Origin of the sequence: Streptomyces sp. NPDC096132 (assembly GCF_044763345.1) — a bacterium.
Lineage (GTDB): Bacteria > Actinomycetota > Actinomycetes > Streptomycetales > Streptomycetaceae > Streptomyces.
On the sequence record NZ_JBIWGA010000032.1, the window covers coordinates 62,688 to 86,850 of the forward strand.

Sequence of the window (24,163 nt, forward strand, 5' to 3'; positions counted from 1 at the left end):
CGGAGCCCGGGCCCGGGCCCGGGCCGAAGCCGGAATCCAGGCCCGAGCCGTGGCCGGAGCCCAGGCCTGCGCCGGAGCCCGGGCCCGGCCCCGGGCCGAAGCCGGAATCCAGGCCCGAGCCGGGGCCGGAATCCGCCCCAGAGCCAGAACCCGAGCCGAAGCCGGAATCCGCCCCAGAGCCAGAACCCGAACCCGAGCCGAAGCCGGAATCCGAGCCGGAGCCAGGACCCAGGCCCGAGCCGGGGCCAGAACCCAGCCCCGGCCCCAGGCCCAAGCCCGAGCCGGTGTCAGCCCCGTCGGCTGCCCCAGTCGCCCCGGTCGCCCCGGCCACCCCTTCGACCCGCGCCCCCGCCAGCACCTCGGCCAGCGGCTGCCCGCCGAGGAGTCCGCGCACGGGGATGCGCAGGCCGAGTTGCTCCTGGGCCCGGGCGGCCAGGCGCATGGCCCGTAGCGAGTCACCGCCGAGGGAGAGGAACGTCTCCGTGGCGAAGCTCGCCGGGTCCACCCCGTCGCCGAGGACGGAGGCGGCCAGCGCTTCGCGGGTCGGCGCCATCAGACGGCCTCGGCGGGCTTCGCCAGGAGTTCGGCCTGGCCGCTGACGGTGGCGGAGCGGAACAGGTCGATGGTGCGCAGTGTCCGCCCGGAGGCCTGGCTGAGGCGCTCCACCAGGACGACGAGGAGCAGCGAGTCGCCGCCGGCCTCGAAGAAGCTGACATCGTCGTCGAGGTCGTCCGCGGCGGCGGTGTCCTCGATGCCGAGGACCTCGCGCCAGACGGCCCGCACGAGGTCGAGCCGCTCCTCGGGGTCGTCCAGGTCGATCGTCCGGGCGGGCTGTTCCAGCACGGGTTCCTCCGGTGAGGTGGCAAGGTCCGCGGCACTGTGCCGCAGATCCGTCAGGAAGGCGGACACGGCGGAGTGGTCGGTGACGTCCGTCGGGTGGTCGAGGGACAGCTCCAGCTGCCGGCCCTCGGCGGCGTCGGCGATCCGGACGAACGCCGCGAGGTCGTACTTGACGTAGAGGGGGTCGAGCGGGCGCAGCCGGCCGGTGACGCCGGGGGCGAGCACGGGCGTGTGCGGTGCGTCGTCGAGGTTGAGCAGGACCGGGGTGAGCGGCGGCCAGATCCGGGTCCGGTCGGGGTTGAGCCGCGCGGCGAGGGCGTCCAGCGGCACGTCGGCGTCCATGAACGCCTCCATCGCGCCGATCCGGGCGTTGCCCAGCAGTTCCCGCCAGGTGGTGTCCGGCTCCAGGGAGACGCGCAGCACCACGGTGGTGATGAACATGCCGATCACGTCGCCGGCGTCCGGATGGTCGCGGCCCGGCCAGGCGAAGGCGATGAGGAAGTCCCGCTGTCCGCTGCCGCGGGCCAGGGTGCCGGCGAGCAGGGCGACGCCGAGCATGAACGTCGTACAGCCCTCCTCGGCGGCGACCGCGAGGGCCTTCGCGGTGCGTTCCGCGTCGAGCCGGGTGGTGACGGTGGCGCCGAGCCGGGCGGCCTCCAGGTCGTCGCCGGCGCCGCGCTCGAAGGGCAGTCGTACGTCGACGGGTGCGCCGCGCAGCCGCTCGACGACCTCGTCGACCTGGGCGGCCACCTCCTCGGGCGGGCGCTCGGCGACGACCGAGGCGGGATGCGGCGGGTCGCTCAGCTCCGGCCGGGTGCCGGCGAGCCGGGCCCGGTAGACGGTGAAGATCTCCTCCAGGAGCATCGTGCGCGACAGTCCGTCGACCACGATGTGGTGCGAGACGAGGACCAGCAGCGTGCGCCGGGCGTCGAGTCGGAGGACGACGGCCCGGGCGGGCGCGTCGGTGGCCAGGTCGAACGGGGTGCTGCACAGCGTCCGTACGTACGCGTCGACGTCGGCGTCGGACAGCCCCTCGGCCTCCGCGTCGCGCAGCACGGCCTCGCCCGGTTCGCCGTCGGTGCTGTACTCGACCCGGCGGCCCTTGAGGTCGAAGCGGAACCGGGCCCGTAGGGACGGGTGCCGGGCGATGGTGAGCCGGGCGGCCTCCACGAGGTGCCCGTGGTCCACCTCGCCGGTGAACTCGACGACGGACGGGACGAGTTGGGTGGGTCTCTGCAGTTCGTCGCGGTCGAGGACCCACAGACCCTGCTGCATCTTGGTGGCCGGGTACCAAACGGGCAACACGAGAGATTCCCCCGAAAACTCTTGTGAACAATGGAACCGCTTACTGGAGCCACGAATAACACGTGGAAAAACAGTGCGCGAACAAATGGAAAGCAAAAAGGCGTTTCCATCAAGGCAGGACGGCGAACGCCCGTCAATGGCTGAATTACCGTAGGCGGGCCACGATGAACATGTCAAGGCTTTCCCTGCCGGGCGTGTCCGGGGCGTGTCGCACCCCGCCGACCTGCTGATCAGCATCTCCGGGGTACTTTTTGGCCAGGTGGCTCGAAATCAATTCAAGCCTGAACATGTCCAATTCATTGCGGTCACGCGAACGCCGTCAAAGGATCGTCAAATTATTAACCTTCACTCGACACCCGTCGTGTACGTTGTCTCGCGGCATCCCGACCGGACGAAAGGACCACCCCCTTGAAAGTCCACGACGCCGCCGTACCCAGCGCAGCGATTTCCGGATGCCCCGTGCACCAGGGGGCGACAGGGGCGACCGCCGATCTCGTCGACCCCTGGCTGTACAGCGGGGGCGACGCGCACGCCGTATGGCGATGGATGCGGGCCCAGGAGACCCTGACGCGCCAGGAGGTCGACGACCGGCGCGGCTTCTGGAACATCGTGGGATTCGACGACGCCGAGCGCGTCCTGCGCGACACCGGCGCCTTCACCTCCGAGCGCGGCACCATGCTCGACCTGCTCGGCACCGACGACCCGGCCGGCGGCAAGCAGCTCGCCGTCACCGACCCGCCGCGCCACACCGAGATGCAGACACGGCTGAAGAAGGCCCTCGCCGTGAAGGCCGTCGAGCGGCAGAAGGACATGATCAGACCCCTGGTCGTGGACCTGATCGCCCCGCTCGGCGACGGCGGCACGTTCGACTTCGCCGAGGCCATGCTGGCCATGCCGATGTCCGTGACCGGCACCATGATGGGCCTGCCCCGGGCGGACTGGCCCTGGCTGAGCCGGCTGACCACCATCTGCATCGCCGCGGACGACCCCGAGTACCAGGACCCGGGCGGCAAGGCCGCCACCCTGGAGCGCGCCCACCGCGACCTCTTCGCCTACTTCCAGGACCTGATGCGCTTCCGCCGCCGCAACATCGGCGACGACCTGCTCAGCGTGCTGATCACGACCGAGTTCGAGGGCCGCCACATGGACCCCGGCGAGATCGTCGCGAACTGCTACAGCCTGCTCCTCGGCGCGAACGTCACCACCCCGCACTCCCCCAACTACGTGATGGCGGAGTTCATCGACCAGGGCGTCCTGGAGGACTGGGCCGCGCACCCCGAGGTCAACACCACGGCCACCGAGGAGGCACTGCGCTGGGCCTCACCCGTCAACCACTTCCTGCGCTACGCCACCCGGGACGTCGAAGTCAGGAACACCCTGGTCAGGGCGGGTGACGCGGTGGTCGTCTGGCTCGGTTCCGCCAACCGCGACGAGGCCGTGTTCCCCGACGCGGGCACCTTCGACATCCGCCGCAAGCCCAACAAGCACATCGCCTTCGGCATCGGCCCGCACTACTGCATCGGGCACAGCGTGGCCCGGGTCACCCTGCGCATCCTGTTCGAGGAACTCCTCACCCGTTTCGAGGACTTCCGGCCCGCCGGCAAGCCGGAACGCCTCGCCTCCAACTTCGTCTCCGGCTGGAAGCACGTGCCCATCACCGCCCGGGCGAGGGCCGGCGCGGGCCGGGCGGGGTGACGGGGATGGCCGTGAGCGCGCCCGCCACCCCGTGGCTGCGCCGCTTCCACCCCGGCGCCCCGGGCGCGGTACGCCTGTTCGTCTTCCCGCATGCCGGCGGCAACGCCTCGTTCTTCCACCCCTTCTCGGCGCGGCTCGCCCCGCGGGCCGAGGTGCTGGTCGTGCAGTACCCGGGGCGCCAGGAGCGCTTCCACGAGCCCTGTGTCGAGGACCTCCACGAGCTGGCCGACACCGTCGCCGCCGAGCTCGCCGAGTGGGCCGAGGAGGGGCCGTTCGCCCTGTTCGGGCACAGCATGGGCGCCACGCTCGCGTTCGAGGTCGGCAGTCGGCTGCACACCGCCGGGGCCCGTCCGAGCGCCCTGTTCGTGTCCGGGCGGCGCGCGCCCTCGGTGCCCGCGCCCGGCTCGGTGCACCTGGCGAGCGACGAGAAGCTGATCGCCGACATGAAGCTCCTGGGCGGCACGGACACCCGGATGCTGGAGAACCCCGAGCTGCTCGCGGCGATCCTGCCCGCGGTGCGCAGCGACTACGTCGCCACGGAGACGTACCGCTACCGGGGCGCGCCGCCGCTCGACTGTCCCGTCACCGCGTTCATCGGGGACGTCGATCCGCGCGTCGACGCCCCCATGACCCGGGCCTGGGCCGCGCACACGACGGAGGGGTTCGCGCTCCACGTCTTCGAGGGCGGCCACTTCTTCCTCGTGCCGCATCTCGACGCCGTCGTGGAAATCGTTCATCAGGAATTGACGATTCCGGTCTCTGCCGCCGCACCGTTCCGAATCCCCGAACCGAAGCCCCGAAGAGGACTCCCATGAAATACCGCGTCATCGGAAGCGACCCGGCCACCCGCCGTGAGGTGAGTGTCCTGAGCCTTGGATCCATGCACTTCGGGACGGCCACCGACGAAGCGACGTCTTTCGCCGTTCTCGACCGTTTCGTCGAAGCGGGCGGCACCTTCATCGACACGTCCAACAACTACGCGTTCTGGGCCAACGGAACGCAGGGCGGCGAAAGCGAGGAATTGCTCGGCCGCTGGATCCGCAGCCGTGGCATCGGCGACGAGATCACCGTCGCCACGAAACTCGGCGCCCGCCCGAACGCCCCGTCGAGCGGTTTCAGCCTCGATGTCGAGGGACTTTCGGCCAAAACGATCCGGGAATCCGCCGAGCGCAGCAGGGAGCGGCTCGGCATCGAGCGTATCCACCTCCTGTACGCGCACATCATGGACGAGAAGACGCCCTTGGAGGAGACCGTCCACGGCTTCGCCGAGGTCGTCGCCGACGGTGTCGCGGGTCTGCTCGGCGCGAGCAACCACTGGGCCTGGCGGATCGAGGCCGCCCGCAACCTCGCCAAGGCGGCCGGCCTGCCCGGCTACGAGGTCCTCCAGCACCACCACAGCTACCTGCGCCAGCGCGCGGACATCCCGAGCCTGCGCTCGCCCGACGGCAACCAGGGCCTGGTCAGCGCGGACCTGCTCAGCTACGTCCGCGCCAACCCGTCCCTGACCCAGGTCGCCTACTCCCCGCTGCTGGCCGGGGCGTACGTCCGCGACGACAAGCCGCTCGGTCCCGGCTTCGAGCACGCGGGCACCCAGCCCCGCCTCCAGGCCGTGCGCGAGGTGGCCGAGGAGACCGGCGCGAGCGTCAACCAGGTGGTGCTGTCCTGGCTGATCGGCGGCGACATCCCGATCCTGCCGCTGGTCGGCGCCTCCTCGGTCGAACAGCTGAACGACAGCCTGGCGGCGGTCGACCTGGACCTGACGGCGGAGCAGCGGGCGAAACTGGACGGCGTGAACTGAGCCCCCTCGCCTCCCTCCCCGTGAGCCCCTCGTCTCTCTCGTGAGACCCCCGGGCCCCTCTCGATTGACGGCCGTCGTCAATCGAGAGGGGGGTTGTCGGTGGTGGGGTGCACCATGAAGGCATGAGCGTCCGCATCGACATCACGGGGCTGCGGCCGGAGCGGGTCGCCGTCGTGCCCTCGCCCCTGGCCGAGCTCGGCATGGCCCTGCACGCGCTCTCCGAGCCCGGACACCACCCGGGCCTGCAGGGCTGGGTCACCGGCGTCACCGCCCGCCTGGACCCGTATCTGGCCGACCGGATGTGCGAGGCCGACTTCCTGTGGCGGACCACGTTCTCCGACCTCTTCCTGCCGTACGCCGGGCTCCCGGGCCGCGGCACCCTGCCCGGCGCCACGCTCGCCGAGGAACTGGACCTCCTCGACAAGCTCACGGACGAACAGTTCGTGAACGCCGCGACGGAATTCATGTGCACCCCCGGGTACGAGACGCCGGACCTCGACGTCCTCGCCGACCCCGCCCAGCACCGCCGCGCCCTCGACCTCGCCGCCTCCCGCGGCCCCCGGCAGGTGCACTTCACCAGACGGCTGCTCGACGACCCGCCGGCCGTGCGCGCCTGGCTGCGGCAGTTCCTCCAGGACTGCGCGGAGGCGTTCTTCGCCGACGTCTGGGCCCGGGTGAGCCACCCGCTCGCCGCCGACGCCCGCCACAAGACGGAGCTGCTGCGCCGCAAGGGCCTGGCGGAGGCACTCGGCTCGGTGTCGTCCGCCGTGACGCTGGACGAGGGCGCCGCGCTGATCTCCGTGGACAAGATGGCCAACGGCCGCACCACCACGGCGGACGGCGGGCTCCTCCTCGTCCCGACGAGCCTCGGCTGGCCGCACCTGATGGTGCTGCACCGGTACGGCTGGCAGCCGGTCCTGCACTACCCGGTCGGCTCCCCCGAACTGGCCTCACCGCCGTCGGTCGAGCAACTGACCCTGCGCATCACCGCGCTCTCCCACCCCGTCCGGATGCGCATCTGCCGGCTGCTGGCCCGCAGCGCCTACACCACGAGCGAGATCGCGCAGTCCCTGGGCATGACGGCGCCGGAGATATCCCGCCACCTCGGCGTCCTCAAGAAGGCCGGCCTCATCACCACCCGCCGCCGCGGCCGCTACGTCCTGCACCAGCTCGACGTGACGGTGGTGGCCCGCCTGGGCAGCGACTTCCTGGAGGGGATCCTCCGCTGACCCGGCCGGCCGTCGCACAGCCCCTAGCGGCCCCCCGCCCGCACCAACCCGGTCTCGTACGCGAGGACCACCACCTGCACCCGGTCCCGCAGCCCCAGCTTGGTCAGGATGCGGCCCACGTGGGTCTTCACCGTCGCCTCGGACAGCACGAGTCGGGCCGCGATCTCGCCGTTGGACAGGCCCTGGGCGACCAGCACCATGACCTCGCGCTCGCGGTCGGTGAGCCGCTCCAGTTCCTTGTGCTGGGGGTCCTTGCCGGCGCTGGGCAGCATCGGCGCGAACCGGTCGAGCAGTCGGCGGGTGGTGGACGGGGCGACCACCGCGTCGCCGCTGTGCACCGCGCGGATCGCGGCGAGGAGTTCCCCGGGCGGCACGTCCTTCAGCATGAAGCCGGACGCGCCCGCCTTCAGCCCGGAGAACGCGTACTCGTCCAGGTCGAAGGTGGTCAGGATGAGCACCTTGGGCGGGTTGGGCTCCGCGCAGATCCGCCGGGTGGCCTCCACCCCGTCCAGCTTCGGCATGCGCACATCCATCAGCACGACGTCGACGGCCGTGGACCGCACCACCTGGAGGGCCTCGACGCCGTCGCCCGCCTCCGCCACGACCTCCATGTCCGGCTGGGCGGCGAGCACCATCCGGAACCCGGTGCGCAGCAGCACCTGGTCGTCGACAAGCATCACGCGGATCGTCATCGGGTCCTCTTCCGTGGGTTGTCGCTGTGAGTTGGGGGCGTGACAGGTGTCAACGGGGGGCGTGCGTAAACGTCAATGCGCCGGTTTCAGCGGCAGCAGCACACTGATGCGGAATCCTCCGCCGGGGCGGGGGCCCGCGTCCAGGGTGCCGCCCACCATGCCGACCCGCTCCCGCATGCCGATCAGCCCGTGGCCCTGCCCGTCGGCGCCGCCCTCCTCGTACAGCTCGTGCGGGGCGCCCTTGCCGTCGTCCTCGACGAGCAGCCCGAGACCGTCGTCGAAGTAGACCAGCCGGACGCTCGCGCCCGCGTTCGGCCCGCCGTGCTTGCGGGTGTTCGTCAGCGCCTCCTGCACGATCCGGTACGCGGTGAGCTCGACGCCGCTGGGCAACGGACGCGGCGTGCCCTCGATCTTGAAGTCGACCGGCAGGCCCGAGCCGCGGCACTGCTGGACGAGGTCGTCGATCTGCTCGACGTCCGGCTGCGGCACGTACTCGCCGCCCTCCTGATGCTCCCCGGTGCGCAGGACGCCCAGCAGCCGGCGCATCTCCGCGAGGGCCTGACGGCCGGTGGAGGAGATCGTCTCCAGGGCCTTCTTCGCCTGGTCGGGGGCCGCGTCGAGGACGTACGCGGCGCCGTCGGCCTGCACCACCATCACCGACACGTTGTGCGCGACGACGTCGTGGAGCTCCCGCGCGATACGGGCGCGCTCGGCGGCCACCGCGACCTTCGCCTGTGCCTCGCGCTCCTTCTCCAGCCGCGCGTTGCGCTCCTCCAGCTGCGCGAAGTACGCGCGCCGGGTGCGCATCGAGTCGCCCAGCACCCAGGCGAGGGCGAACGGCACCGTCTGGAACACGATGATCGCGACCTGGCCCGGCACACTGGCGTCCTCCGGCCAGCGCACCTGCGCCACCGTGGCCGCGCTCAGCCCCATGGCCAGCGCGAGCCGGGAGGCCCAGCGGGCGCCGGTCGCGGCGACCGTGTAGACGATCACCAGCAGGGCGAAGTCGGCCGCCGTCACCGCGACGTTCAGCGCCAGCTGGACCACGCCGAGCACGGCGGCCAGCACCAGCATCTTCTCGGGCATGCGCCGACGCAGCGCGATGACCAGGCACAACAGGAACACCACGGGAACGAGCACCGCCATGGAGTCGGTGCCACCCCGCTCCTGACCGGCGGTTCCGGCCACCACAGTGATCCCGAACAGGACGAGGGCCCAGAAGCCGTCGACCCCGGTCGGGTGTCTGCGGAGGAAGTCATAGAGGCGCTGCACGTAACCCAGCGTAGGGAAGTGCCCTGTGTGCAGGGGTCAACCGGAGGGCCGATCCGGTCCCGGCGCGCATACTCCGCAAGGTGGAGGCCGTGATCACCTGTACGCCTAGTCTGACCGGATGACGCACGAAGTGAGCGACTCCGACGCCCGGCCCGGCTGGCGCGGCTGGCGAGCGGCGATGGGGGCGGCGCTGTACGGCACGGGCGGCGCAGGCGGCACAAACGCCACGGGTGCCACGGGCTCCACGGACGGCTTCTACCGGAGGCCCGAGGGCCCCGCCGGGCACTTCCGTACGTCCGTGCACGCGTCCCCCCTCTTCGCCGACGCCGTCGCCCGCCTGCTGTGCCGCGTCGACGAGACGCTGGGCCGGCCCGAGGGGCTCGATCTCGTCGACATGGCCGCCGGACGGGGCGAACTGGTCACCGGCGTGCTCGCCGCGCTCCCCGCCGAGGTCGCCGCACGCACACGCGCGTACGCCGTCGAGATCGCCGACCGCCCCGAGGGCCTCGCTCACCGGATCGAGTGGCTGTCCGAGCCCCCACGGGGGATCACCGGGCTGCTGTTCGCCAACGAGTGGCTGGACAACGTGCCGGTCGAGGTCGCCGAGGTCGACCCCGGCGGCGTGCCCCGCCGGGTGCTGGTCCGCGCCGACGGCACCGAGCGGCTCGGGGAGCCGGTGTCCGGCGCGGAGGCGGAGTGGCTGACCCGCTGGTGGCCGCTGCCGGCCGAGGAGGGGCTGCGGGCGGAGATCGGGCTGCCCCGGGACACGGCGTGGGCGTCCGCGGTCGCCTCCGTCGCGCGCGGGCTCGCGGTGGCCGTCGACTACGCGCACACGGCGGACGCACGTCCCCCGTTCGGCACGCTCACCGGCTTCCGCGAGGGCCGCGAGACGGCACCCGTGCCGGACGGCTCGTGCGACCTCACGGCCCACGTGGCACTGGACGCGTGCGCGGAGGCGGGGGCCCGGGCCGCGGCGCGTACGACGGCGTACGCCCCGCCCCGCCCGCGCCTGCTCACCCAGCGCGCCGCCCTGCACGCCCTGGGCCTCACGGGCGCACGCCCCCCGCTCGCGCTCGCCTCCACGGACCCCGCCGGGTACGTCCGCGCCCTCGCGAGCGCCGGGGAGGCCGCCGAGCTCACCGCGCCGGGCGGGCTGGGCGACTTCGGCTGGCTCACCCAGTCCGTCGGAATTCCCGACCCACTGGCGGACCAGCTCGCGTGACCTACTTGTCGATGTCCCCGACCACGAAGAACATCGACCCCAGGATCGCCACCATGTCCGCGACCAGCGTGCCCGGCAGCAACTCGGTGAGGGCCTGGATGTTGTTGTAGGAGGCCGAGCGCAGCTTCAGGCGGTACGGCGTCTTCTCGCCCTTGCTGACGAGGTAGTAGCCGTTGATGCCGAGGGGGTTCTCGGTCCACGCGTACGTGTGCCCCTCGGGCGCCTTGAGGACCTTGGGCAGCCGCTGGTTGATCGGGCCGGGCGGCAGCTCGGCGAGACGGTCCAGGCAAGCGTCCGCGAGGTCGAGCGCGTTGTGGGTCTGGGCCAGGAGGCACTCGAAGCGCGCGAGACAGTCGCCCTCGCTGCGGGTCACCACCTTCAGGGTGTCCTGCAGCTCCCCGTACGCGAGGTAGGGCTCGTCGCGGCGCAGGTCGAAGTCGACGCCCGAGGCACGCGCGATCGGCCCGCTGACGCCGTACGCGTGCACGGCCTCCGGCGAGAGCGTGCCCACGTCGCGTGTGCGGCCCCGGAAGATCTCGTTGCCGAGCACGAGGTCGTCGAAGACGTCCAGGCGCGAACGCACGGCGGCGACGGCGCCACGCGCGCGTGCGGCCCAGCCGGCCGGCAGGTCCTCCTTGAGGCCGCCGACCCGGTTGAACATGTAGTGCATGCGCCCGCCGGAAACCTCCTCCATCACGTTCTGCAGCACCTCGCGCTCGCGGAACGCGTAGAAGACCGGCGTGATGCCGCCCAGCTCCAGCGGATACGACCCCAGGAACATCAGGTGGTTCAGCATCCGGTTCAGCTCCGCGAGCAGCGTGCGCGTCCACACCGCGCGCTCGGGGACCTCCATGCCGAGCATCCGCTCCACGGCGAGGACCACACCCAGCTCGTTCGAGAAGGCGGACAGCCAGTCGTGGCGGTTGGCCAGCATGACGATCTGGCGGTAGTCGCGCGCCTCGAACAGCTTCTCCGCGCCGCGGTGCATGTAGCCGATCACCGGCTCGGCGTGCTGGATGCGCTCGCCGTCCAGCACCAGCCGCAGTCGCAGCACGCCGTGCGTGGAGGGGTGCTGGGGGCCGATGTTGAGCACCATGTCGGTGCTCTCCGCGGCGCCGCCGATCCCGACCGTGGTCTCCGTCGTAGGAGTCATGGCATCCAGTCTCCCCTACGTACGCTGGCGCCATGGAAACGGGGAGCCCTGGGGGCGCGGAGACGACCGAGGCCGGACCGGAGACCACGGGGGACGGACCGGAGACCACCGAGGCCGGCCCGGTGTGGACCGGGCTGCCGCCGGGGCTGCTGCGGATGCGGCGGCTGTTGCTGGTGGTGTGGCTGGGGCTCGCCGCCCTCGGCCTGGGGCTGGTGCTCGGGCTGTGCGTCGGCCCGGCGTGGGCCGCGTTCGCGCTGCTGCCGCTCGCCGGGATCGGCTGCGGCTGGGAGCTCCTCGCCCGCAACTGGCGCTCCTGGCGGTACGCCGAGCGCGCCGACGACCTGCTGATCAGCCGGGGCGTGCTGTGGCGCGAGGAGACCGTCGTGCCGTACGGGCGCATGCAGCTGGTGGAGGTGACCTCCGGGCCGGTCGAACGGCACTTCGGCCTGGCCAGCGTCCAGCTGCACACCGCGGCCGCCGCCACCGACGCGACCATCCCGGGCCTCGACCCGGCGGAGGCGGAACGGCTGCGGGACCGGCTCACCGAGCTCGGCGAGGCCCGATCGGCGGGCCTGTGACCGCGCCCGGGGCCACCGACGACGTACGCGGACCACGGCAGGTCAGCGAGCACCGGCTGCATCCCGTCACACCGTTCCGGCGTGCCTGGGCTCCGGTCGCGGTGCTCGTCGGCTGGGCCGTGCACGACCCCAACCAGGCGCAGGAGCAGCTCACCCGGCTGACCACGACGACCCTGCTGATCGCGCTCGCCGTGTTCGTCCCGGTGGCCGCCGCCTACGGATTCCTGAGCTGGTGGTTCACCCACTTCGCGGTGACGGACAGCGAGCTGCGCATCCGCACCGGCCTGCTGTTCCGGCGCACCGCGCACATCCGTCTGGAGCGCATCCAGGCCGTCGACGTCAGCCGGCCGCTGCTCGCGCGGATCGCGGGCGTCGCGAAACTGCGGCTCGACGTCGTCGGCGCCGACAAGAAGGACGAACTCGCCTTCCTCGGCGAGGACGAGGCACGCGCGTTGCGGGCCGAACTGCTCGCGCGGGCGGCCGGTTTCGCACCCGAGACGGCGCACGAGGTGGGCGAGGCGCCGGCGCGCGATCTGCTGCGCGTACCGGCGCGCGACCTCGCCGTCGCCCTCGTCCTGACCGGCGCGACCTGGGGCGCCCTCGCCGCCGCCCTCGTCGTCCCGCCCGTCCTGTGGCTCGTCACCCACAGCGTGGTGACGGTCCTCGCGACCGGCCTGCCCCTGCTCGGCGCGGCGGGCGCGCGCAGCGCCGGGCGGTTCGTCGGCGAGTACGACTGGACGGTCGCCGAGTCGCCCGACGGGCTGCGCATCGACCGCGGACTGCTGGACCGCACGCACGAGACGGTGCCGCCGGGGCGGGTGCAGACCGTGCGGATCGTGGAGCCGCTGCTCTGGCGGCGACGGGGCTGGGTGCGCGTCGAGCTGGACGTGGCCGGCTCGGCCAACTCCGTGCTCGTACCGGTCGCCCCGCGCGCGGTCGCGGAGACCGTCGTCGCGCGCGTGCTGCCCGGCGTGACCGTGCCGACGGCGGCCTCGCTTTCGCGCCCGCCACGCCGGGCCGGCCGGTGCGTGCCGCTGTGGTGGCGGGGCTACGGCATCGCCGTCACCGACACCGTGTTCGCCACCCGGCACGGCTTGCTGCACCGCAGCCTCGCGCTCGTACCCCACGCCAAGGTCCAGAGCGTACGGCTGGCACAGGGCCCCTGGCAGCGCCTCTGGCGCCTCGCGGCGGTCCACGTGGACACGGGAGCCAACAAGACCGTCACAGCCCGCCTGAGAGACGCCCAGGAAGCCGCACGACTACTCCACTCCCAGGCCGAACGCTCCCGAACAGGCCGCCGCACCGCACAACCCGACCGCTGGATGGCGTAGCGGGCGCGGGACGGCCGAAGGGCCGGGGGGGGGGGGGGGGGGGGGGGGGGGGGGCCGCGCCCCCCGCCCGGGGGGGGGGGGCCCCGGGGGGGGGGGGGGGGGGCCCCCCCGAACAAAAGCCAGCGGGGGCGCCCCCCCCGACCGCCCCCCCCCCCCCCCCCCCCCCCCCCGGGGGGGGGGGGGGGGGGGGGGGGGGGGGGGGGGGGGGGGGCCGCCGGGGCCCCCCCCCCCCCCCCCCCCCCCCCCCCACGGCCCTCGGTGTGGAGCGAGTGGGTGACGACCGGTCAGGACACCGCGCTGCGCAGGCCCTGGAGGTCGATCACCTCGGTCTCGTCGTGCGCGGTCAGGTCGATCACCTGGCCGACCCCTCGCGACTCCTCGCCCGCCGGCTTGAACTCCGCCTCGGCCTCGGCCTTGTGCAGCGCGAGCGCCTCCTGCCCGACGACGTCGGCGAGGTCCTCGTTCTGCACGGCCTCCAGCGCGTTCGACGGTGCCGTGCTCTTCGTACCGAAGAAGTCGAACCCGCCCTCGACCGCGGGACGCCGTACCGGCTGGGCGGCGGGTACGACGGCCACGGCGGTCGGCACGGTGAAGTGCCCGGAGGGCCGCTGCACGGGACCGGCGGGCCGCCGGACGAGCGCGGTGGACCCGGACACGGCGGGCGCGGACGCTGCGGACTCGGCCGCAGGAGCCGGGATCCCGGAACCCGGGATCCCGGAGCCGGAGGTGTCCGAAGCAGGCGTCCCGGCCTCCCCGGAAGGAACCGTGGCGGCCTCCTCCGACAGGCTCTCGTCGTCCTCGTCAGCCGGGTGAGGGGCGGTCGCGCGCGCGTGCTCGTCGACCGCCTCGGGCTTCCCCTCGGCCTCGTCCTCCTGAGCAGCCTCCGTGGTCCCGGCCTCCCCGGAAGGAACCGTGGCGGGCTCCTCCTCGTCGGAGTCGTCGCCCTCGGCGACCGGGGCGGCCTCCGGGTCGAGCTTGACCAGCGCCGCCTGCGCCCGCAGGTACAACTGCGAGCCCTCCGGGGAGAAGACCGCCGGAGCCTTGGACTCCGCCTCGGCCTCGGCCTCCGCCGACTCTTCGGCCTCCACGACCGCCTCGGCCGTCTCCGCCTTCTCGGCCGCCTCGGAGACCGCCGTCTCCGCGTCCTGCTCCTCCGACACGCGCGCGGGAGGCAGAGCGTGCGTCTCCGGCGCGACCGTCTCTATCTCCAGCAGACGGCGGCCCTCCAGGGCGCTCGCCCGCTCGGTCTCCGCCGTGGCGTAGCGGCGCAGCAGGGCGGCGTGCTCGTTGCGCAGGCCGGCCAGCTCGGTGCGCTTGGCCCGCAGCCGCTGCTCCAGCTTGACGCGCAGCTCACGCGATTCGTCGAGGTCGGTCTCCAGTTCGGCGACCCGTTCCTCGAAGCGCCACTCGTCGCTCGCACGCGCGCGCGTGAGGTCGGCGACCTGTTTACCCGCCTGCATGTCCCAACGGCGCAGGACGGCGGCCCCGACGACCGCGGTGGCCGCCGCGACCGCGGCGACGACGCGGAGCAGGGCGGGATCCGAGAACACCCAGGGACCGAAGGCACAGATGAGGGAGACGCCTGCGATCGCCGAAGGAGGCAGCAGCCTGTGCAAAGGCGGGGAATGGCGGTGACGTCCACGTGGCATGGCCAGAAACTTACCGCGCGTAGGCGAATGTTGGCGCCCCGCCCCGTAAAAACACAGCCATACCGAAGTCTTCACAGGCCACGTAAATCAAGATCGATTACTCAGCCGCCCGCTGATCCACTCCAGGGTCGGCGGGATCTCGCGCCGCCAGGTGTTGAAGTTGTGCCCACCGCTTTCGAGGATGATCGACGAGATCCGGGTCGTGTTCGTGGCCTTCACCAGGTCTATGAACTTCAGCGTGGCCCTGTAGTTGGACTCGCCGGACTTGCTGCTGGTGACGAGCAGCGAGGTGTCCGGGGCGGAACGGTTCTTCATGAACCAGTGCAGATCGGCCTCGTTGCGCAGGGTCTCGTCGCCGTGGAAGAGGTCGCCGGTGGTCGGATCGGTCGGCGCCTTGTAGTACGCGGACAGACCCGCGCCCGCCGCGTACACCTCGGGGTGGTGCATCGCGAGCTTCAGGGCACAGTAACCGCCCGTGGAGTCCCCGATGATGCCCCAGCTCCCGGGCTTCCTGCCGACCCGGTAGTGGGCCGTGACGGCGTCCGGCAGATCCTTGGCGAAGAACGACTCGGTCTGCGGCCCGCCCGGGATGTCCACGCACTCCGTGTCCCGGGGCGGTGCCACCGTCGGCCGCAGCATCACCAGGATCATCGGCTGCATCCGCCCGTCCTCGGCGAGCTGCCGCGCGGTGCGCGGGTAGTGCAGCTTGTCGACGAGCGCCTGCGCCGTCCCGGGGTAACCGGTGAGGACGACGGCCGCGGGGAACGTGCGCGTGCGGTTCTCCGGGGCGAAGTACTCCGGCGGGAGGTACACGAAGGCGGGCGTGCCCATGCGCGTCGTACGGCCGCTGAGGGCCACCTTCTGGATCTGCCCGTTGACTTCCGGCCGTCCGCCGCCGCCGTCCACGCGCCGGGTGTCGACGACCCGCAGCGGTCCCGGCGCGCCGCCCGTGTGGTCGACGACCACACCCGGCTCGGTCTCCCGGCCGAACAGGTCCGCCCAGCTGGCGTAGAAACCGAAGGCCTGATTGGCCGACAGCCCCACGCACAGGAAAAGCGCCAACTGCGTCGACAGCAGCAGTCCGACACGACCGCTGACGGCCCGCCAGGTACGCCGGGACAGTCGCGGCCACAGCCATACCGTGCCGACGAACAGCAGTAAGGCGAACAGAACCGACAACAGCAGCACTGTGTTGCTCGTGAGACCCATGCGGTGGATTCCTGCCTGCTCCGCGCCCGGGCGCACAGCCGTTCCCCCGACTCCTTCGCGAGGGCTTGTCCCGGACTTTCCTTGGCCTTTTCGGCGGCTTTGAAGAGGGGAGTGAACCTCTCTCCCCGAGACACCGTCCTAGAGGGCGCAATGTCGCCGGATGCCCCGAATGGCGCCGGGTTCAAGGTCTCTCGCGGAACTACGGGATGCGATGTCTGTCAGGGAAGATGGGGAAATGTCGGGCGGGGTTCCGCGCCGATCAAGCCGGGTGCGGCAGCTGATGCGAGGTCCGCGCCCCGAGTCCGTACCCGCCCTCGTCGGCAGAGCCTGTGCCCTCGTGGGTCTGCTGGACGTCGCCGCGGGCATCTTCCCGCGGTTCCGGCAGAGCCGTATGCACACCCTCGCCGAGGTGCTGCCCGGTTCGTTCGGCCCGTTCGCGGCCGCTCTCTCGCTCAGCGCCGGCGTCCTGCTGCTCCTGCTCGCCCACGGTCTCAAGCGCGCCAAGCGGCGCGCGTGGCGGGCCGCGGTGGTGCTGCTGCCGGCCGGCGCGGTCGCGCAGTTCGTGTACCGGCACTCGATCGTGGGCGCGGTCATCTCGCTCGCGCTCCTGGTGCCGCTGGTGCTCCACCGCGACCAGTTCGCGGCCCTGCCCGACCCGCGCAGCCGCTGGCGCGCGCTCGCCAACTTCGTCCTCATGGGCGCCGGTTCCCTCGTCCTCGGACTGATCATCGTCAGCGTCCACCCGCGGCGCATGATCGGCGACCCGAGCCTGGCCGATCGCATTACGCACGTCCTCTACGGCCTCTTCGGCTTCGAGGGCCCGGTCGACTACCAGGGCAGCACCTCCTGGACCGTCGCCTTCTCCCTCGGCGCCCTCGGCTGGATCACCGCGGTGACGACGATCTACCTCGCCTTCCGCCCCGAACACCCGGCCGCCCGCCTCACCGAGGAGGACGAGACCCGCCTGCGTGCCCTGCTGGACAAGCACGGCGGGCGCGACTCCCTCGGCCACTTCGCGCTGCGCCGCGACAAGGCCGTCGTCTTCTCCCCCAGCGGCAAGGCGGCCGTCACCTACCGCGTGGTCTCCGGCGTGATGCTCGCCAGCGGCGACCCCATCGGCGACGTCGAGGCCTGGCCCGGCGCCATCGAGCGCTTCATGGACGAGGCCAAGGCGCACTCCTGGACGCCCGCCGTCATGGGCTGCTCGGAGACCGGTGGCGAGGTCTGGACCCGCGAGACCGGCCTCGACGCCCTCGAACTGGGCGACGAGGCGGTGGTGGACGTCGCGGATTTCTCCCTCGCCGGCCGCGCGATGCGCAACGTGCGCCAGATGGTCAAGCGCATCGAGCGCGCCGGTTACGAGACCCGCGTACGTCGTGTCCGTGACCTGGGCGAGGCGGAGCTGGAGCGCATCCGGCGCGCCGCCGAGGACTGGCGCGGCACCGACACCGAGCGCGGCTTCTCCATGGCGCTGGGCCGCGTGGGCGACGCCGCCGACGGCGACTGCCTCATCGCCACCGCCCACAAGGCCGACGAGGTCTCCGGCCCCTACGGCGACCTGAAGGCGATCCTCCACTTCGTGCCCTGGGGCTGCGACGGCGCCTCCCTGGACCTGATGCGCCGCGACCGCTCGGCCGACCCGGGCATGAACGAACTGCTGATCGTCGCCGCCCTCCAGGCCGCCCCGAAATTCGGCATCACGCGCGTGTCGCTGAACTTCGCGATGTTCCGCTCCGCGCTGGCCCGCGGCGAGAAGATCGGCGCGGGACCGGTGCTGCGCGCCTGGCGCGGACTGCTGGTCTTCCTCTCCCGCTGGTTCCAGATCGAGTCGCTCTACAAGTTCAACGCCAAGTTCCAGCCCCGCTGGGAACCCCGCTTCGTCGTCTACCGGGCCTCCGGCGACCTCCCCCGCATCGGCTTCGCCGCCATGCAGGCCGAGGGCTTCGTCGACCTCGCCCTCCCCCTGCCCCGCTTCCTGCGCCGCCGCACCAAACAGGCACGCGTGTGCACGCACACACTGGCCGAAAGAGATGTACGGGCCGCCTAGTCCCGCGGCCCTCCCGGACCGGCCCGGGCGGGGCCCCGCCCCCTCCCAGCCCTGGGGCTTCCGCCCGGGCCGCCCGGCGTACCGGCCCTCTCCTGGGCCTACGCTGAACGTATGAGCAAGCAGATCGGACGCGGGCGCGTCGCCGGACTTCCGGAATGGGACCGCTGTGCGGTCATGGGAGTCGTCAACGTGACGCCCGACTCCTTCTCCGACGGCGGCCGCTGGTTCGACACGACGGCCGCCGTCAAACACGGCCTCCAGCTCGTCGCCGAGGGCGCCGACCTCGTCGACGTCGGCGGCGAGTCCACCCGGCCCGGCGCCACCCGCGTCGACGAGGCCGAGGAACTGCGCCGTGTCATCCCCGTCGTCCGCGGCCTCGCCTCCGAGGGCGTCGTCGTCTCCGTCGACACGATGCGCGCCTCCGTCGCCGCCCAGGCCCTCGCCGCCGGCGCCGCCCTGGTCAACGACGTCAGCGGCGGCCTCGCCGACCCCGCGATGATCCCGGTCGTCGCGGACGCGGGCGCCCCCTTCGTCGTCATGCACTGGCGCGGCTTCCTGGAGGGCGGCGGCATCAAGGGCGTCTACGACGACGTCGTCACGGAAGTCGTCGACGAACTGCACGCGCGCGTGGAGGCCGTCCTGGCGGGCGGTGTCTCCCCCGACCGCATCGTCGTCGACCCCGGCCTCGGCTTCTCCAAGGAGGCCGACCACGACCTCACCCTGCTCGCCCACCTCGACCGGCTGCACGCCCTGGGGCACCCGCTGCTCGTCGCCGCCTCCCGCAAGCGCTTCCTCGGCCGGGTCCTGGCCGGACCCGAGAGCGCGCCCCCGCCCGCGCGCGAGCGCGACGCCGCCACGGCCGCCGTCTCCGCGCTCGCGGCGCACACCGGCGCGTGGGCGGTCCGTGTGCACGAGGTACGCGCCACGGCGGACGCCGTACGGGTCGCGCGCGCCGTGGAAGGGGCCCGCACGGAAAGCGCCGCGCCCAGCGCGCACCCCGGCGCCGACGACTCGGGCGCACGCGGCCCACACGGCGCAGAAGGAGCCCGGTGAGCGCCCCCCACACCGACGTCGAGCAGGTCGAGGCCGCCAACACCGCCTTCTACGAGGCACTGGAACAGGGCGACTTCGAAGCGGTGTCCGCGCTCTGGCTCACCCCCTCCGACCTGGGCGTCGACGAGGAGTACCACGACCCGGCGGACACCGGCGTGATCTCCTGCGTGCACCCCGGCTGGCCGGTGCTCACCGGACGCGGCGAGGTCCTGCGCTCGTACGCGCTGATCATGGCGAACACGGACTACATCCAGTTCTTCCTCACGGACGTGCACGTCTCGGTCACCGGCGACACCGCCCTCGTGACCTGCACGGAGAACATCCTCAGCGGCGGCCCCGCGCCACGGGCCGGCGAGGAGCTCGGGCCGCTCGTGGGCCAACTGGTGGTCGCCACGAACGTGTTCCGCCGCACCCCGGACGGCTGGAAGCTCTGGTCCCACCACGCCTCCCCGGTCCTGGCAGAGAACGACGAGGACGAGACCCCCGAGGACGACGACACACCCTCCTGAACACAAGAAGTGGTTGGAATCACGAACCCGCGGGTAGGGGCGGCTACCAGCCCGTGAGGCAGCGGGTTCCCCAAGGGAAACGCCAGGTGAAAACTCCGGGCCGGGCCGGGGCCACACCGGCCGGAACCCGGGCTTGTCAGTGCGCGCAGGTAGATTCGTTCGAGGCCGGGGTGCCGCCCGCACCCGGTACGGACCGGCCGCAACCGACGATTGCAGGAGTGATTCGCGTGGATCGTGTCGCGCTGCGCGGCCTGAAGGCCCGCGGGTACCACGGTGTCTTCCCCGAGGAACGCAGGGAGGGCCAGACCTTCGTCGTGGACCTCGTCCTGGGCCTGGACACCCGGCCGGCGGCCGCCGACGACGACCTGGCGAAGACCGTGCACTACGGCATCGTGGCCGAGGAGGTCGTGGCCGTCGTCGAGGGCGAGCCCGTCAACCTCATCGAAACGCTCGCCGAGCGCATCGCCCAGGCCTGTCTGAAGCACGAGGGGGTACAAGAGGTCGAAGTCGTGGTCCACAAGCCGAACGCGCCGATCACCGTCCCCTTCGACGACGTGACCGTCACCATCACCCGGAGCCGAGTATGACCGCGTCCTTCACCGAGGGTCACAGCGACCCGACCGTTCAGCCGGTGCCCGCCTCCGTCGTGCAGCAGGTGGACGCCGCCGACACCACCCTGCACAACCCCAAACGCGCCGTGATCTCCCTCGGCTCCAACCTCGGCAACCGCCTGGAGACCCTCCAGGGGGCCATCGACGCCCTGGAGGACACCCCGGGCGTCCGCATCAAGGCCGTCTCCCCGGTGTACGAGACGGAGCCGTGGGGCGTCGATCCCGGCAGCCAGCCCTCGTACTTCAACGCGGTCGTCCTCCTCAAGACGACCCTGCCCCCGTCCTCGCTGCTGGAGCGGGCCCACGCGGTCGAGGAGGCCTTCCACCGCGTCCGGGACGAGCGCTGGGGCGCGCGCACCCTCGACGTCGACATCGTGGCGTACGCCGACGTCGTCGACGACGACCCGCACCTCACCCTCCCTCACCCGCGCGCCCACCAGCGCGCCTTCGTCCTCGCCCCCTGGCACGACGTGGAACCCGAGGCCCAGCTCCCCGGCCGCGGCGCGGTCGCCGACCTCCTCGACGCGATCACACGCGACGGCGTCAGCGTCCGCAAGGACCTGGAACTCCACCTCCCCGAGTAGTCGTTAAGGTCAAGACGACCACTACGACCACTGTCCGCGGAAGGACCCGCGGAACCCGGGGGAGTTGAAGGGACACCGTGAGAGAGCTGCGCATCAGGGTGCTGGCGGGCGTTTTCGTCGTGGCGGGCGTCCTGTCCTGGGCGGGCGCCCGCCTCTGGAACTCGATCGGGACCCTGCCCAGCGTCCCGCTGGCCGCCCCCATCGTCCTCGCCCTGATCGCCGTGGTCCTCACGGCCACGGCGCTGTCGCTGCGGGCCCGTCTCAAGGCCCAGCGCGAGCGCCGCCCCGAGGCCAAGGGCGTCGACCCCCTCATGGCGGCCCGCGCGGTCGTCTTCGGCCAGGCCAGCGCCCTGGTGGCCGCCCTCGTCGCCGGCATGTACGGCGGCACGGGCGTCTTCCTCCTGGAGTCCCTCGACATCCCGGCCCGGCGCGACCAGGCCATCTACGCCGGCTTCTCGGTCCTGGCGGGCATCGGGGTCATAGCGGCCGCCCTGTTCCTGGAGCGCGTCTGCAAGCTCCCGGAGGACGACGACCACAACCACAGCGGGGCGGAACCGGCCGCGTAGCCCGCGGAGGCGTCAGCGCGCCAGTATCAGGCTCATCGCCTCGGCGCGGGTCGTGGCGTCCCGCAGCTGGCCTCGCACCGCCGAGGTCGTCGTCTTGGCGCCCGGCTTGCGGATCCCGCGCACCGACATGCACATGTGCTCGGCCTCGATGACGACGATCACACCGCGCGCCTCGAGGATCCGCATCAGCGAGTCGGCCACCTGCGTGGTGAGTCGTTCCTGCACCTGCAGCCGACGGGCGAACACCTCGACCAGCCGCGCCAGCTTCGACAGGCCGGTGATCTTGCCGGTATCGGCCGGGATGTAGCCCACGTGCGCCACTCCGTGGAACGGCAGCATGTGGTGCTCGCACAGGGACACGATCTCGATGTCCTTCACCAGGACCATCTCGTCGTGGCCGAGATCGAACGTCGTCGTCAGGACATCCTCGGGCACCTGCGTATGGCCCGCCAGAAGCTCCCGGTACGCCCGCGCCACCCGCGCCGGGGTCTCCTTGAGCCCCTCGCGGTCCGGGTCCTCGCCGACCGCGATCAGCAGTTCACGTACGGCGTTCTCGGCGCGCTTCTCGTCGAACTCGCCGATGAAACCCTCGCCGTCCAGCGTCACGGGGTCGGTCATGTGCTGCCTCGTTCCTAGGTGTCCCTACATGAGCGTACGAAATCGGTCATACGCGAATGCCGCGCCCCCCAGGCTAGAACCTGGGGGGCGCGGCATCCATTCCGGGCCTGGTGAGGCGGCCGGGAGCCTCGATCAGCTCTCGGGGCGGTCCTCCGGGGCCGACTCGATCACCGGGGTGGCCTCCGCCGCCGTGGCCTTGGCGGTGGAGATCGCCGGGGTCGCGCCGTTGGCGCCGTTCGTCAGTGCGAGCTCCTTGGGGGAGAGCACCGGCGGGCGGGTGGACGGCGTGCGGCGGGAGGAGCCGGTCCAGGCCGGCCGCGGGGGACGCTTGACGATGGGGGCGAAGATCTCGGCGATCTCCTCCTTGCCCAGCGTCTCCCTCTCCAGCAGCTGCAGGACCAGGTTGTCGAGGACGTCGCGGTTCTCCACCAGGATTTCCCAGGCTTCGTTGTGCGCGTTCTCGATGAGCTTCTTCACTTCCTCGTCCACCAGGGCGGCGACCTCTTCCGAGTAGTCGCGCTGGTGAGCCATCTCACGGCCGAGGAACGGCTCGGTGTTGTCGCCGCCGAACTTGATGGCGCCCAGACGCTCGGTCATGCCGTACTGGGTGACCATCGCGCGGGCGGTGGCGGTGGCCTTCTCGATGTCGTTCGCCGCGCCCGTGGTCGGGTCGTGGAAGACGAGTTCCTCGGCCGCGCGGCCGCCCAGCATGTACGCCAGCTGGTCCAGCATCTCGTTGCGCGTGGTCGAGTACTTGTCCTCGTCGGGGAGGACCATCGTGTAGCCCAGGGCACGGCCTCGCGAGAGGATCGTGATCTTGTGGACCGGGTCGGAGTTCGGGGAGGCCGCCGCGACCAGGGCGTGACCGCCCTCGTGGTACGCGGTGATCTTCTTCTCCTTGTCCGACATGATCCGGGTCCGCTTCTGCGGGCCCGCGACCACGCGGTCGATCGCCTCGTCCAGCATCTGGTTGTCGATCAGCTTCTTGTCCGAGCGGGCCGTCAGCAGCGCGGCCTCGTTCAGCACGTTGGAGAGATCGGCACCCGTGAAGCCGGGCGTGCGGCGGGCGACGGCGGACAGGTCGACGTCGGGCGCGACCGGCTTGCCCTTCTGGTGGACCTTGAGGATCTCCAGGCGGCCCTGCATGTCCGGGCGGTCGACCGCGATCTGGCGGTCGAAGCGGCCGGGACGCAGCAGCGCCGGGTCGAGGATGTCGGGCCGGTTCGTCGCGGCGATGAGGATCACGCCGCCCTTGACGTCGAAGCCGTCCATCTCGACGAGCAGCTGGTTCAGCGTCTGCTCGCGCTCGTCGTGACCACCGCCGAGGCCGGCGCCGCGGTGACGGCCGACCGCGTCGATCTCGTCGACGAAGACGATCGCCGGGGCGTTCGCCTTGGCCTGCTCGAAGAGGTCACGGACCCGGGAGGCACCGACACCGACGAACATCTCGACGAAGTCGGAACCGGAGATCGAGTAGAACGGGACGCCCGCCTCGCCGGCGACGGCGCGCGCGAGCAGGGTCTTGCCGGTTCCGGGCGGACCGTAGAGCAGGACGCCCTTGGGGATCTTGGCGCCGACGGCCTGGAACTTCGCCGGCTCCTGCAGGAACTCCTTGATCTCGTGGAGCTCCTCGACGGCCTCGTCCGAACCGGCGACGTCCGCGAACGTCGTCTTCGGGGTGTCCTTGGTGATGAGCTTCGCCTTGGACTTGCCGAAGTTCATGACGCGGGAGCCGCCGCCCTGCATCTGATTCATCAGGAACAGGAAGACGACCACGATGAGGACGAAGGGGAGCAGGGACAGCAGGATCCCGACGAAGGCGTTCTGCTTCGTCGGAGAGACCGTGTAGCCGTCCGGAATCTGCTTGTCCTGGTACTTGGTCTGCAGCGTGTTGGCGATGGTCACGCCCTGGTCGCCGATGTAGCTCGCCTGGATCTTCGAGCTGCCCTTGACCTTCACGCCGTCCTTGAGCGTGACCTTGATGGTCTGCTCGTCACCGGTGGTGAGCTTGGCCGACTCGACCTTGTTGTCGTTGATCGCTGCCACGACCTGGCCGGTGTCCACCGTCTTGTAGCCGCCGGACGAGCCGACGACCTGCATCAACACGACCACGGCAAGGACGGCCAGCACGATCCACATGACCGGCCCACGGAAGTATCGCTTCACGTCCATCCATACGGAGCGGTGTCGCCCCGTCCCTCC

22 protein-coding genes are annotated in these 24,163 nt (G+C 71.8%); 13 read left to right on the forward strand and 9 right to left on the reverse strand.

What is annotated here, in order from left to right; translation table 11 throughout:
* Both ACIRF9_RS44445 and ACIRF9_RS44450 read right to left on the reverse strand, forming a co-directional pair.
* A partial coding sequence (locus tag ACIRF9_RS44445; RefSeq protein ID WP_403834908.1) for an acyl carrier protein occupies positions 1–553 on the reverse strand: 553 nt, incomplete at its 3' end.
* Positions 553–2,145: a condensation domain-containing protein gene (locus ACIRF9_RS44450; RefSeq protein ID WP_403834911.1), complete on the reverse strand. Its 1,593-nt coding sequence runs from the start codon at positions 2,143–2,145 to the stop codon at positions 553–555. The genes ACIRF9_RS44450 and ACIRF9_RS44445, both read right to left, overlap by 1 nt.
* Before the next feature lie 408 nt (positions 2,146–2,553).
* Here ACIRF9_RS44450 and ACIRF9_RS44455 point away from each other — a divergent pair, with 408 nt between their 5' ends.
* The 4 genes from ACIRF9_RS44455 to ACIRF9_RS44470 all read left to right on the forward strand — a co-directional run bounded on the left by ACIRF9_RS44455 (position 2,554) and on the right by ACIRF9_RS44470 (position 6,867).
* On the forward strand, positions 2,554–3,840 hold the full coding sequence (locus ACIRF9_RS44455) for a cytochrome P450 (protein ID WP_403834914.1): 1,287 nt from the start codon (positions 2,554–2,556) through the stop codon (positions 3,838–3,840).
* 11 nt (positions 3,841–3,851) lie between these two features.
* Positions 3,852–4,655, forward strand: a complete 804-nt coding sequence (locus ACIRF9_RS44460; protein ID WP_403834916.1) for a thioesterase II family protein — start codon at positions 3,852–3,854, stop codon at positions 4,653–4,655.
* Positions 4,652–5,638, forward strand: coding sequence for an aldo/keto reductase (locus tag ACIRF9_RS44465; RefSeq protein WP_403834919.1), 987 nt, complete (start codon positions 4,652–4,654; stop codon positions 5,636–5,638). The genes ACIRF9_RS44460 and ACIRF9_RS44465 overlap by 4 nt, the downstream gene beginning before the upstream one ends.
* Before the next feature lie 122 nt (positions 5,639–5,760).
* Positions 5,761–6,867 (forward strand): DUF5937 family protein, encoded by a 1,107-nt coding sequence (locus ACIRF9_RS44470; protein WP_403834922.1) that lies wholly within the window; start codon positions 5,761–5,763, stop codon positions 6,865–6,867.
* 23 nt (positions 6,868–6,890) lie between these two features.
* Here ACIRF9_RS44470 and ACIRF9_RS44475 read toward each other — a convergent pair whose 3' ends face one another.
* Together ACIRF9_RS44475 and ACIRF9_RS44480 are read right to left on the reverse strand one after the other, a co-directional pair.
* Complete coding sequence (locus ACIRF9_RS44475) at positions 6,891–7,559, reverse strand: response regulator (protein ID WP_403834924.1); 669 nt, start codon at positions 7,557–7,559, stop codon at positions 6,891–6,893.
* Between the two features lie 72 nt (positions 7,560–7,631).
* Positions 7,632–8,831, reverse strand: coding sequence for a sensor histidine kinase (locus ACIRF9_RS44480; protein WP_403834926.1), 1,200 nt, complete (start codon positions 8,829–8,831; stop codon positions 7,632–7,634).
* Positions 8,832–8,949: 118 nt separating this feature from the next.
* Between ACIRF9_RS44480 and ACIRF9_RS44485 the strand changes: the two genes are divergently transcribed.
* On the forward strand, positions 8,950–10,053 hold the full coding sequence (locus tag ACIRF9_RS44485; protein WP_403834929.1) for an SAM-dependent methyltransferase: 1,104 nt from the start codon (positions 8,950–8,952) through the stop codon (positions 10,051–10,053).
* A 1-nt stretch (position 10,054) separates the two neighbouring features.
* On the opposite strand, the gene ACIRF9_RS44490 is transcribed toward ACIRF9_RS44485, so the two are convergent.
* Positions 10,055–11,206 (reverse strand): NADH-quinone oxidoreductase subunit D, encoded by a 1,152-nt coding sequence (locus ACIRF9_RS44490; RefSeq protein ID WP_403834932.1) that lies wholly within the window; start codon positions 11,204–11,206, stop codon positions 10,055–10,057.
* Positions 11,207–11,238: 32 nt separating this feature from the next.
* On the opposite strand from ACIRF9_RS44490, the gene ACIRF9_RS44495 reads away from it, so the two are divergent.
* Together ACIRF9_RS44495 and ACIRF9_RS44500 are read left to right on the forward strand one after the other, a co-directional pair.
* On the forward strand, positions 11,239–11,784 hold the full coding sequence (locus ACIRF9_RS44495; protein WP_403834935.1) for a PH domain-containing protein: 546 nt from the start codon (positions 11,239–11,241) through the stop codon (positions 11,782–11,784).
* On the forward strand, positions 11,781–13,115 hold the full coding sequence (locus tag ACIRF9_RS44500; protein ID WP_403834937.1) for a PH domain-containing protein: 1,335 nt from the start codon (positions 11,781–11,783) through the stop codon (positions 13,113–13,115). The genes ACIRF9_RS44495 and ACIRF9_RS44500 overlap by 4 nt, the downstream gene beginning before the upstream one ends.
* A 284-nt stretch (positions 13,116–13,399) precedes the next feature.
* Here ACIRF9_RS44500 and ACIRF9_RS44505 read toward each other — a convergent pair whose 3' ends face one another.
* Entirely contained in the window at positions 13,400–14,764 is a 1,365-nt protein-coding gene (locus tag ACIRF9_RS44505; protein WP_403834940.1) for a hypothetical protein, read from the reverse strand.
* 87 nt (positions 14,765–14,851) lie between these two features.
* The gene (locus ACIRF9_RS44510) at positions 14,852–15,973 is read right to left on the reverse strand and encodes an alpha/beta hydrolase (RefSeq protein ID WP_403834942.1); all 1,122 of its coding nucleotides are present in this window, start codon (positions 15,971–15,973) and stop codon (positions 14,852–14,854) included.
* Positions 15,974–16,208: 235 nt separating this feature from the next.
* On the opposite strand from ACIRF9_RS44510, the gene ACIRF9_RS44515 reads away from it, so the two are divergent.
* From ACIRF9_RS44515 to ACIRF9_RS44540, 6 genes are all read left to right on the forward strand, one after another.
* Positions 16,209–18,020: a phosphatidylglycerol lysyltransferase domain-containing protein gene (locus ACIRF9_RS44515; RefSeq protein WP_403834945.1), complete on the forward strand. Its 1,812-nt coding sequence runs from the start codon at positions 16,209–16,211 to the stop codon at positions 18,018–18,020.
* A 111-nt stretch (positions 18,021–18,131) separates the two neighbouring features.
* Positions 18,132–19,073 carry a dihydropteroate synthase gene (gene folP, locus ACIRF9_RS44520; protein ID WP_403834947.1) on the forward strand — a complete coding sequence of 314 codons (942 nt, stop codon included), beginning with the start codon at positions 18,132–18,134 and terminating at the stop codon, positions 19,071–19,073.
* Complete coding sequence (locus tag ACIRF9_RS44525; protein ID WP_403834949.1) at positions 19,070–19,582, forward strand: nuclear transport factor 2 family protein; 513 nt, start codon at positions 19,070–19,072, stop codon at positions 19,580–19,582. Before folP ends, ACIRF9_RS44525 begins: the two co-directional genes overlap by 4 nt.
* A gap of 227 nt (positions 19,583–19,809) precedes the next feature.
* A complete protein-coding gene (gene folB, locus ACIRF9_RS44530) occupies positions 19,810–20,169 on the forward strand; it encodes a dihydroneopterin aldolase (protein WP_403834951.1) in 360 nt (119 codons plus the stop codon).
* Positions 20,166–20,777, forward strand: coding sequence for a 2-amino-4-hydroxy-6-hydroxymethyldihydropteridine diphosphokinase (gene folK, locus ACIRF9_RS44535; protein ID WP_403834953.1), 612 nt, complete (start codon positions 20,166–20,168; stop codon positions 20,775–20,777). Before folB ends, folK begins: the two co-directional genes overlap by 4 nt.
* 77 nt (positions 20,778–20,854) lie before the next feature.
* A complete protein-coding gene (locus ACIRF9_RS44540; protein ID WP_403834956.1) occupies positions 20,855–21,343 on the forward strand; it encodes a DUF3180 domain-containing protein in 489 nt (162 codons plus the stop codon).
* 12 nt (positions 21,344–21,355) lie between these two features.
* Here the strand turns inward: ACIRF9_RS44540 and folE are convergent, their stop codons facing one another.
* Positions 21,356–21,961, reverse strand: coding sequence for a GTP cyclohydrolase I FolE (folE, locus tag ACIRF9_RS44545; RefSeq protein WP_403834959.1), 606 nt, complete (start codon positions 21,959–21,961; stop codon positions 21,356–21,358).
* A 132-nt stretch (positions 21,962–22,093) separates the two neighbouring features.
* A complete protein-coding gene (gene ftsH, locus ACIRF9_RS44550) occupies positions 22,094–24,133 on the reverse strand; it encodes an ATP-dependent zinc metalloprotease FtsH (RefSeq protein ID WP_403834962.1) in 2,040 nt (679 codons plus the stop codon).
* Positions 24,134–24,163 lie beyond the last annotated feature (30 nt).

Bases quoted from the DNA above. Each gene is read 5' to 3' on its own strand.
- folK (WP_403834953.1), top strand. From the start codon at position 20,166: ATGACCGCGTCCTTCACCGAGGGTCACAGCGACCCGACCGTTCAGCCG.
- ACIRF9_RS44475 (WP_403834924.1), bottom strand. From the start codon at position 7,559: ATGACGATCCGCGTGATGCTTGTCGACGACCAGGTGCTGCTGCGCACC.
- ACIRF9_RS44490 (WP_403834932.1), bottom strand. From the start codon at position 11,206: ATGACTCCTACGACGGAGACCACGGTCGGGATCGGCGGCGCCGCGGAG.
- folE (WP_403834959.1), bottom strand. From the start codon at position 21,961: ATGACCGACCCCGTGACGCTGGACGGCGAGGGTTTCATCGGCGAGTTC.
- ACIRF9_RS44495 (WP_403834935.1), top strand. From the start codon at position 11,239: ATGGAAACGGGGAGCCCTGGGGGCGCGGAGACGACCGAGGCCGGACCG.
- ACIRF9_RS44470 (WP_403834922.1), top strand. From the start codon at position 5,761: ATGAGCGTCCGCATCGACATCACGGGGCTGCGGCCGGAGCGGGTCGCC.
- ftsH (WP_403834962.1), bottom strand. From the start codon at position 24,133: ATGGACGTGAAGCGATACTTCCGTGGGCCGGTCATGTGGATCGTGCTG.
- ACIRF9_RS44505 (WP_403834940.1), bottom strand. From the start codon at position 14,764: ATGCCACGTGGACGTCACCGCCATTCCCCGCCTTTGCACAGGCTGCTG.
- ACIRF9_RS44485 (WP_403834929.1), top strand. From the start codon at position 8,950: ATGACGCACGAAGTGAGCGACTCCGACGCCCGGCCCGGCTGGCGCGGC.
- folP (WP_403834947.1), top strand. From the start codon at position 18,132: ATGAGCAAGCAGATCGGACGCGGGCGCGTCGCCGGACTTCCGGAATGG.
- ACIRF9_RS44510 (WP_403834942.1), bottom strand. From the start codon at position 15,973: ATGGGTCTCACGAGCAACACAGTGCTGCTGTTGTCGGTTCTGTTCGCC.
- ACIRF9_RS44465 (WP_403834919.1), top strand. From the start codon at position 4,652: ATGAAATACCGCGTCATCGGAAGCGACCCGGCCACCCGCCGTGAGGTG.
- ACIRF9_RS44515 (WP_403834945.1), top strand. From the start codon at position 16,209: ATGTCGGGCGGGGTTCCGCGCCGATCAAGCCGGGTGCGGCAGCTGATG.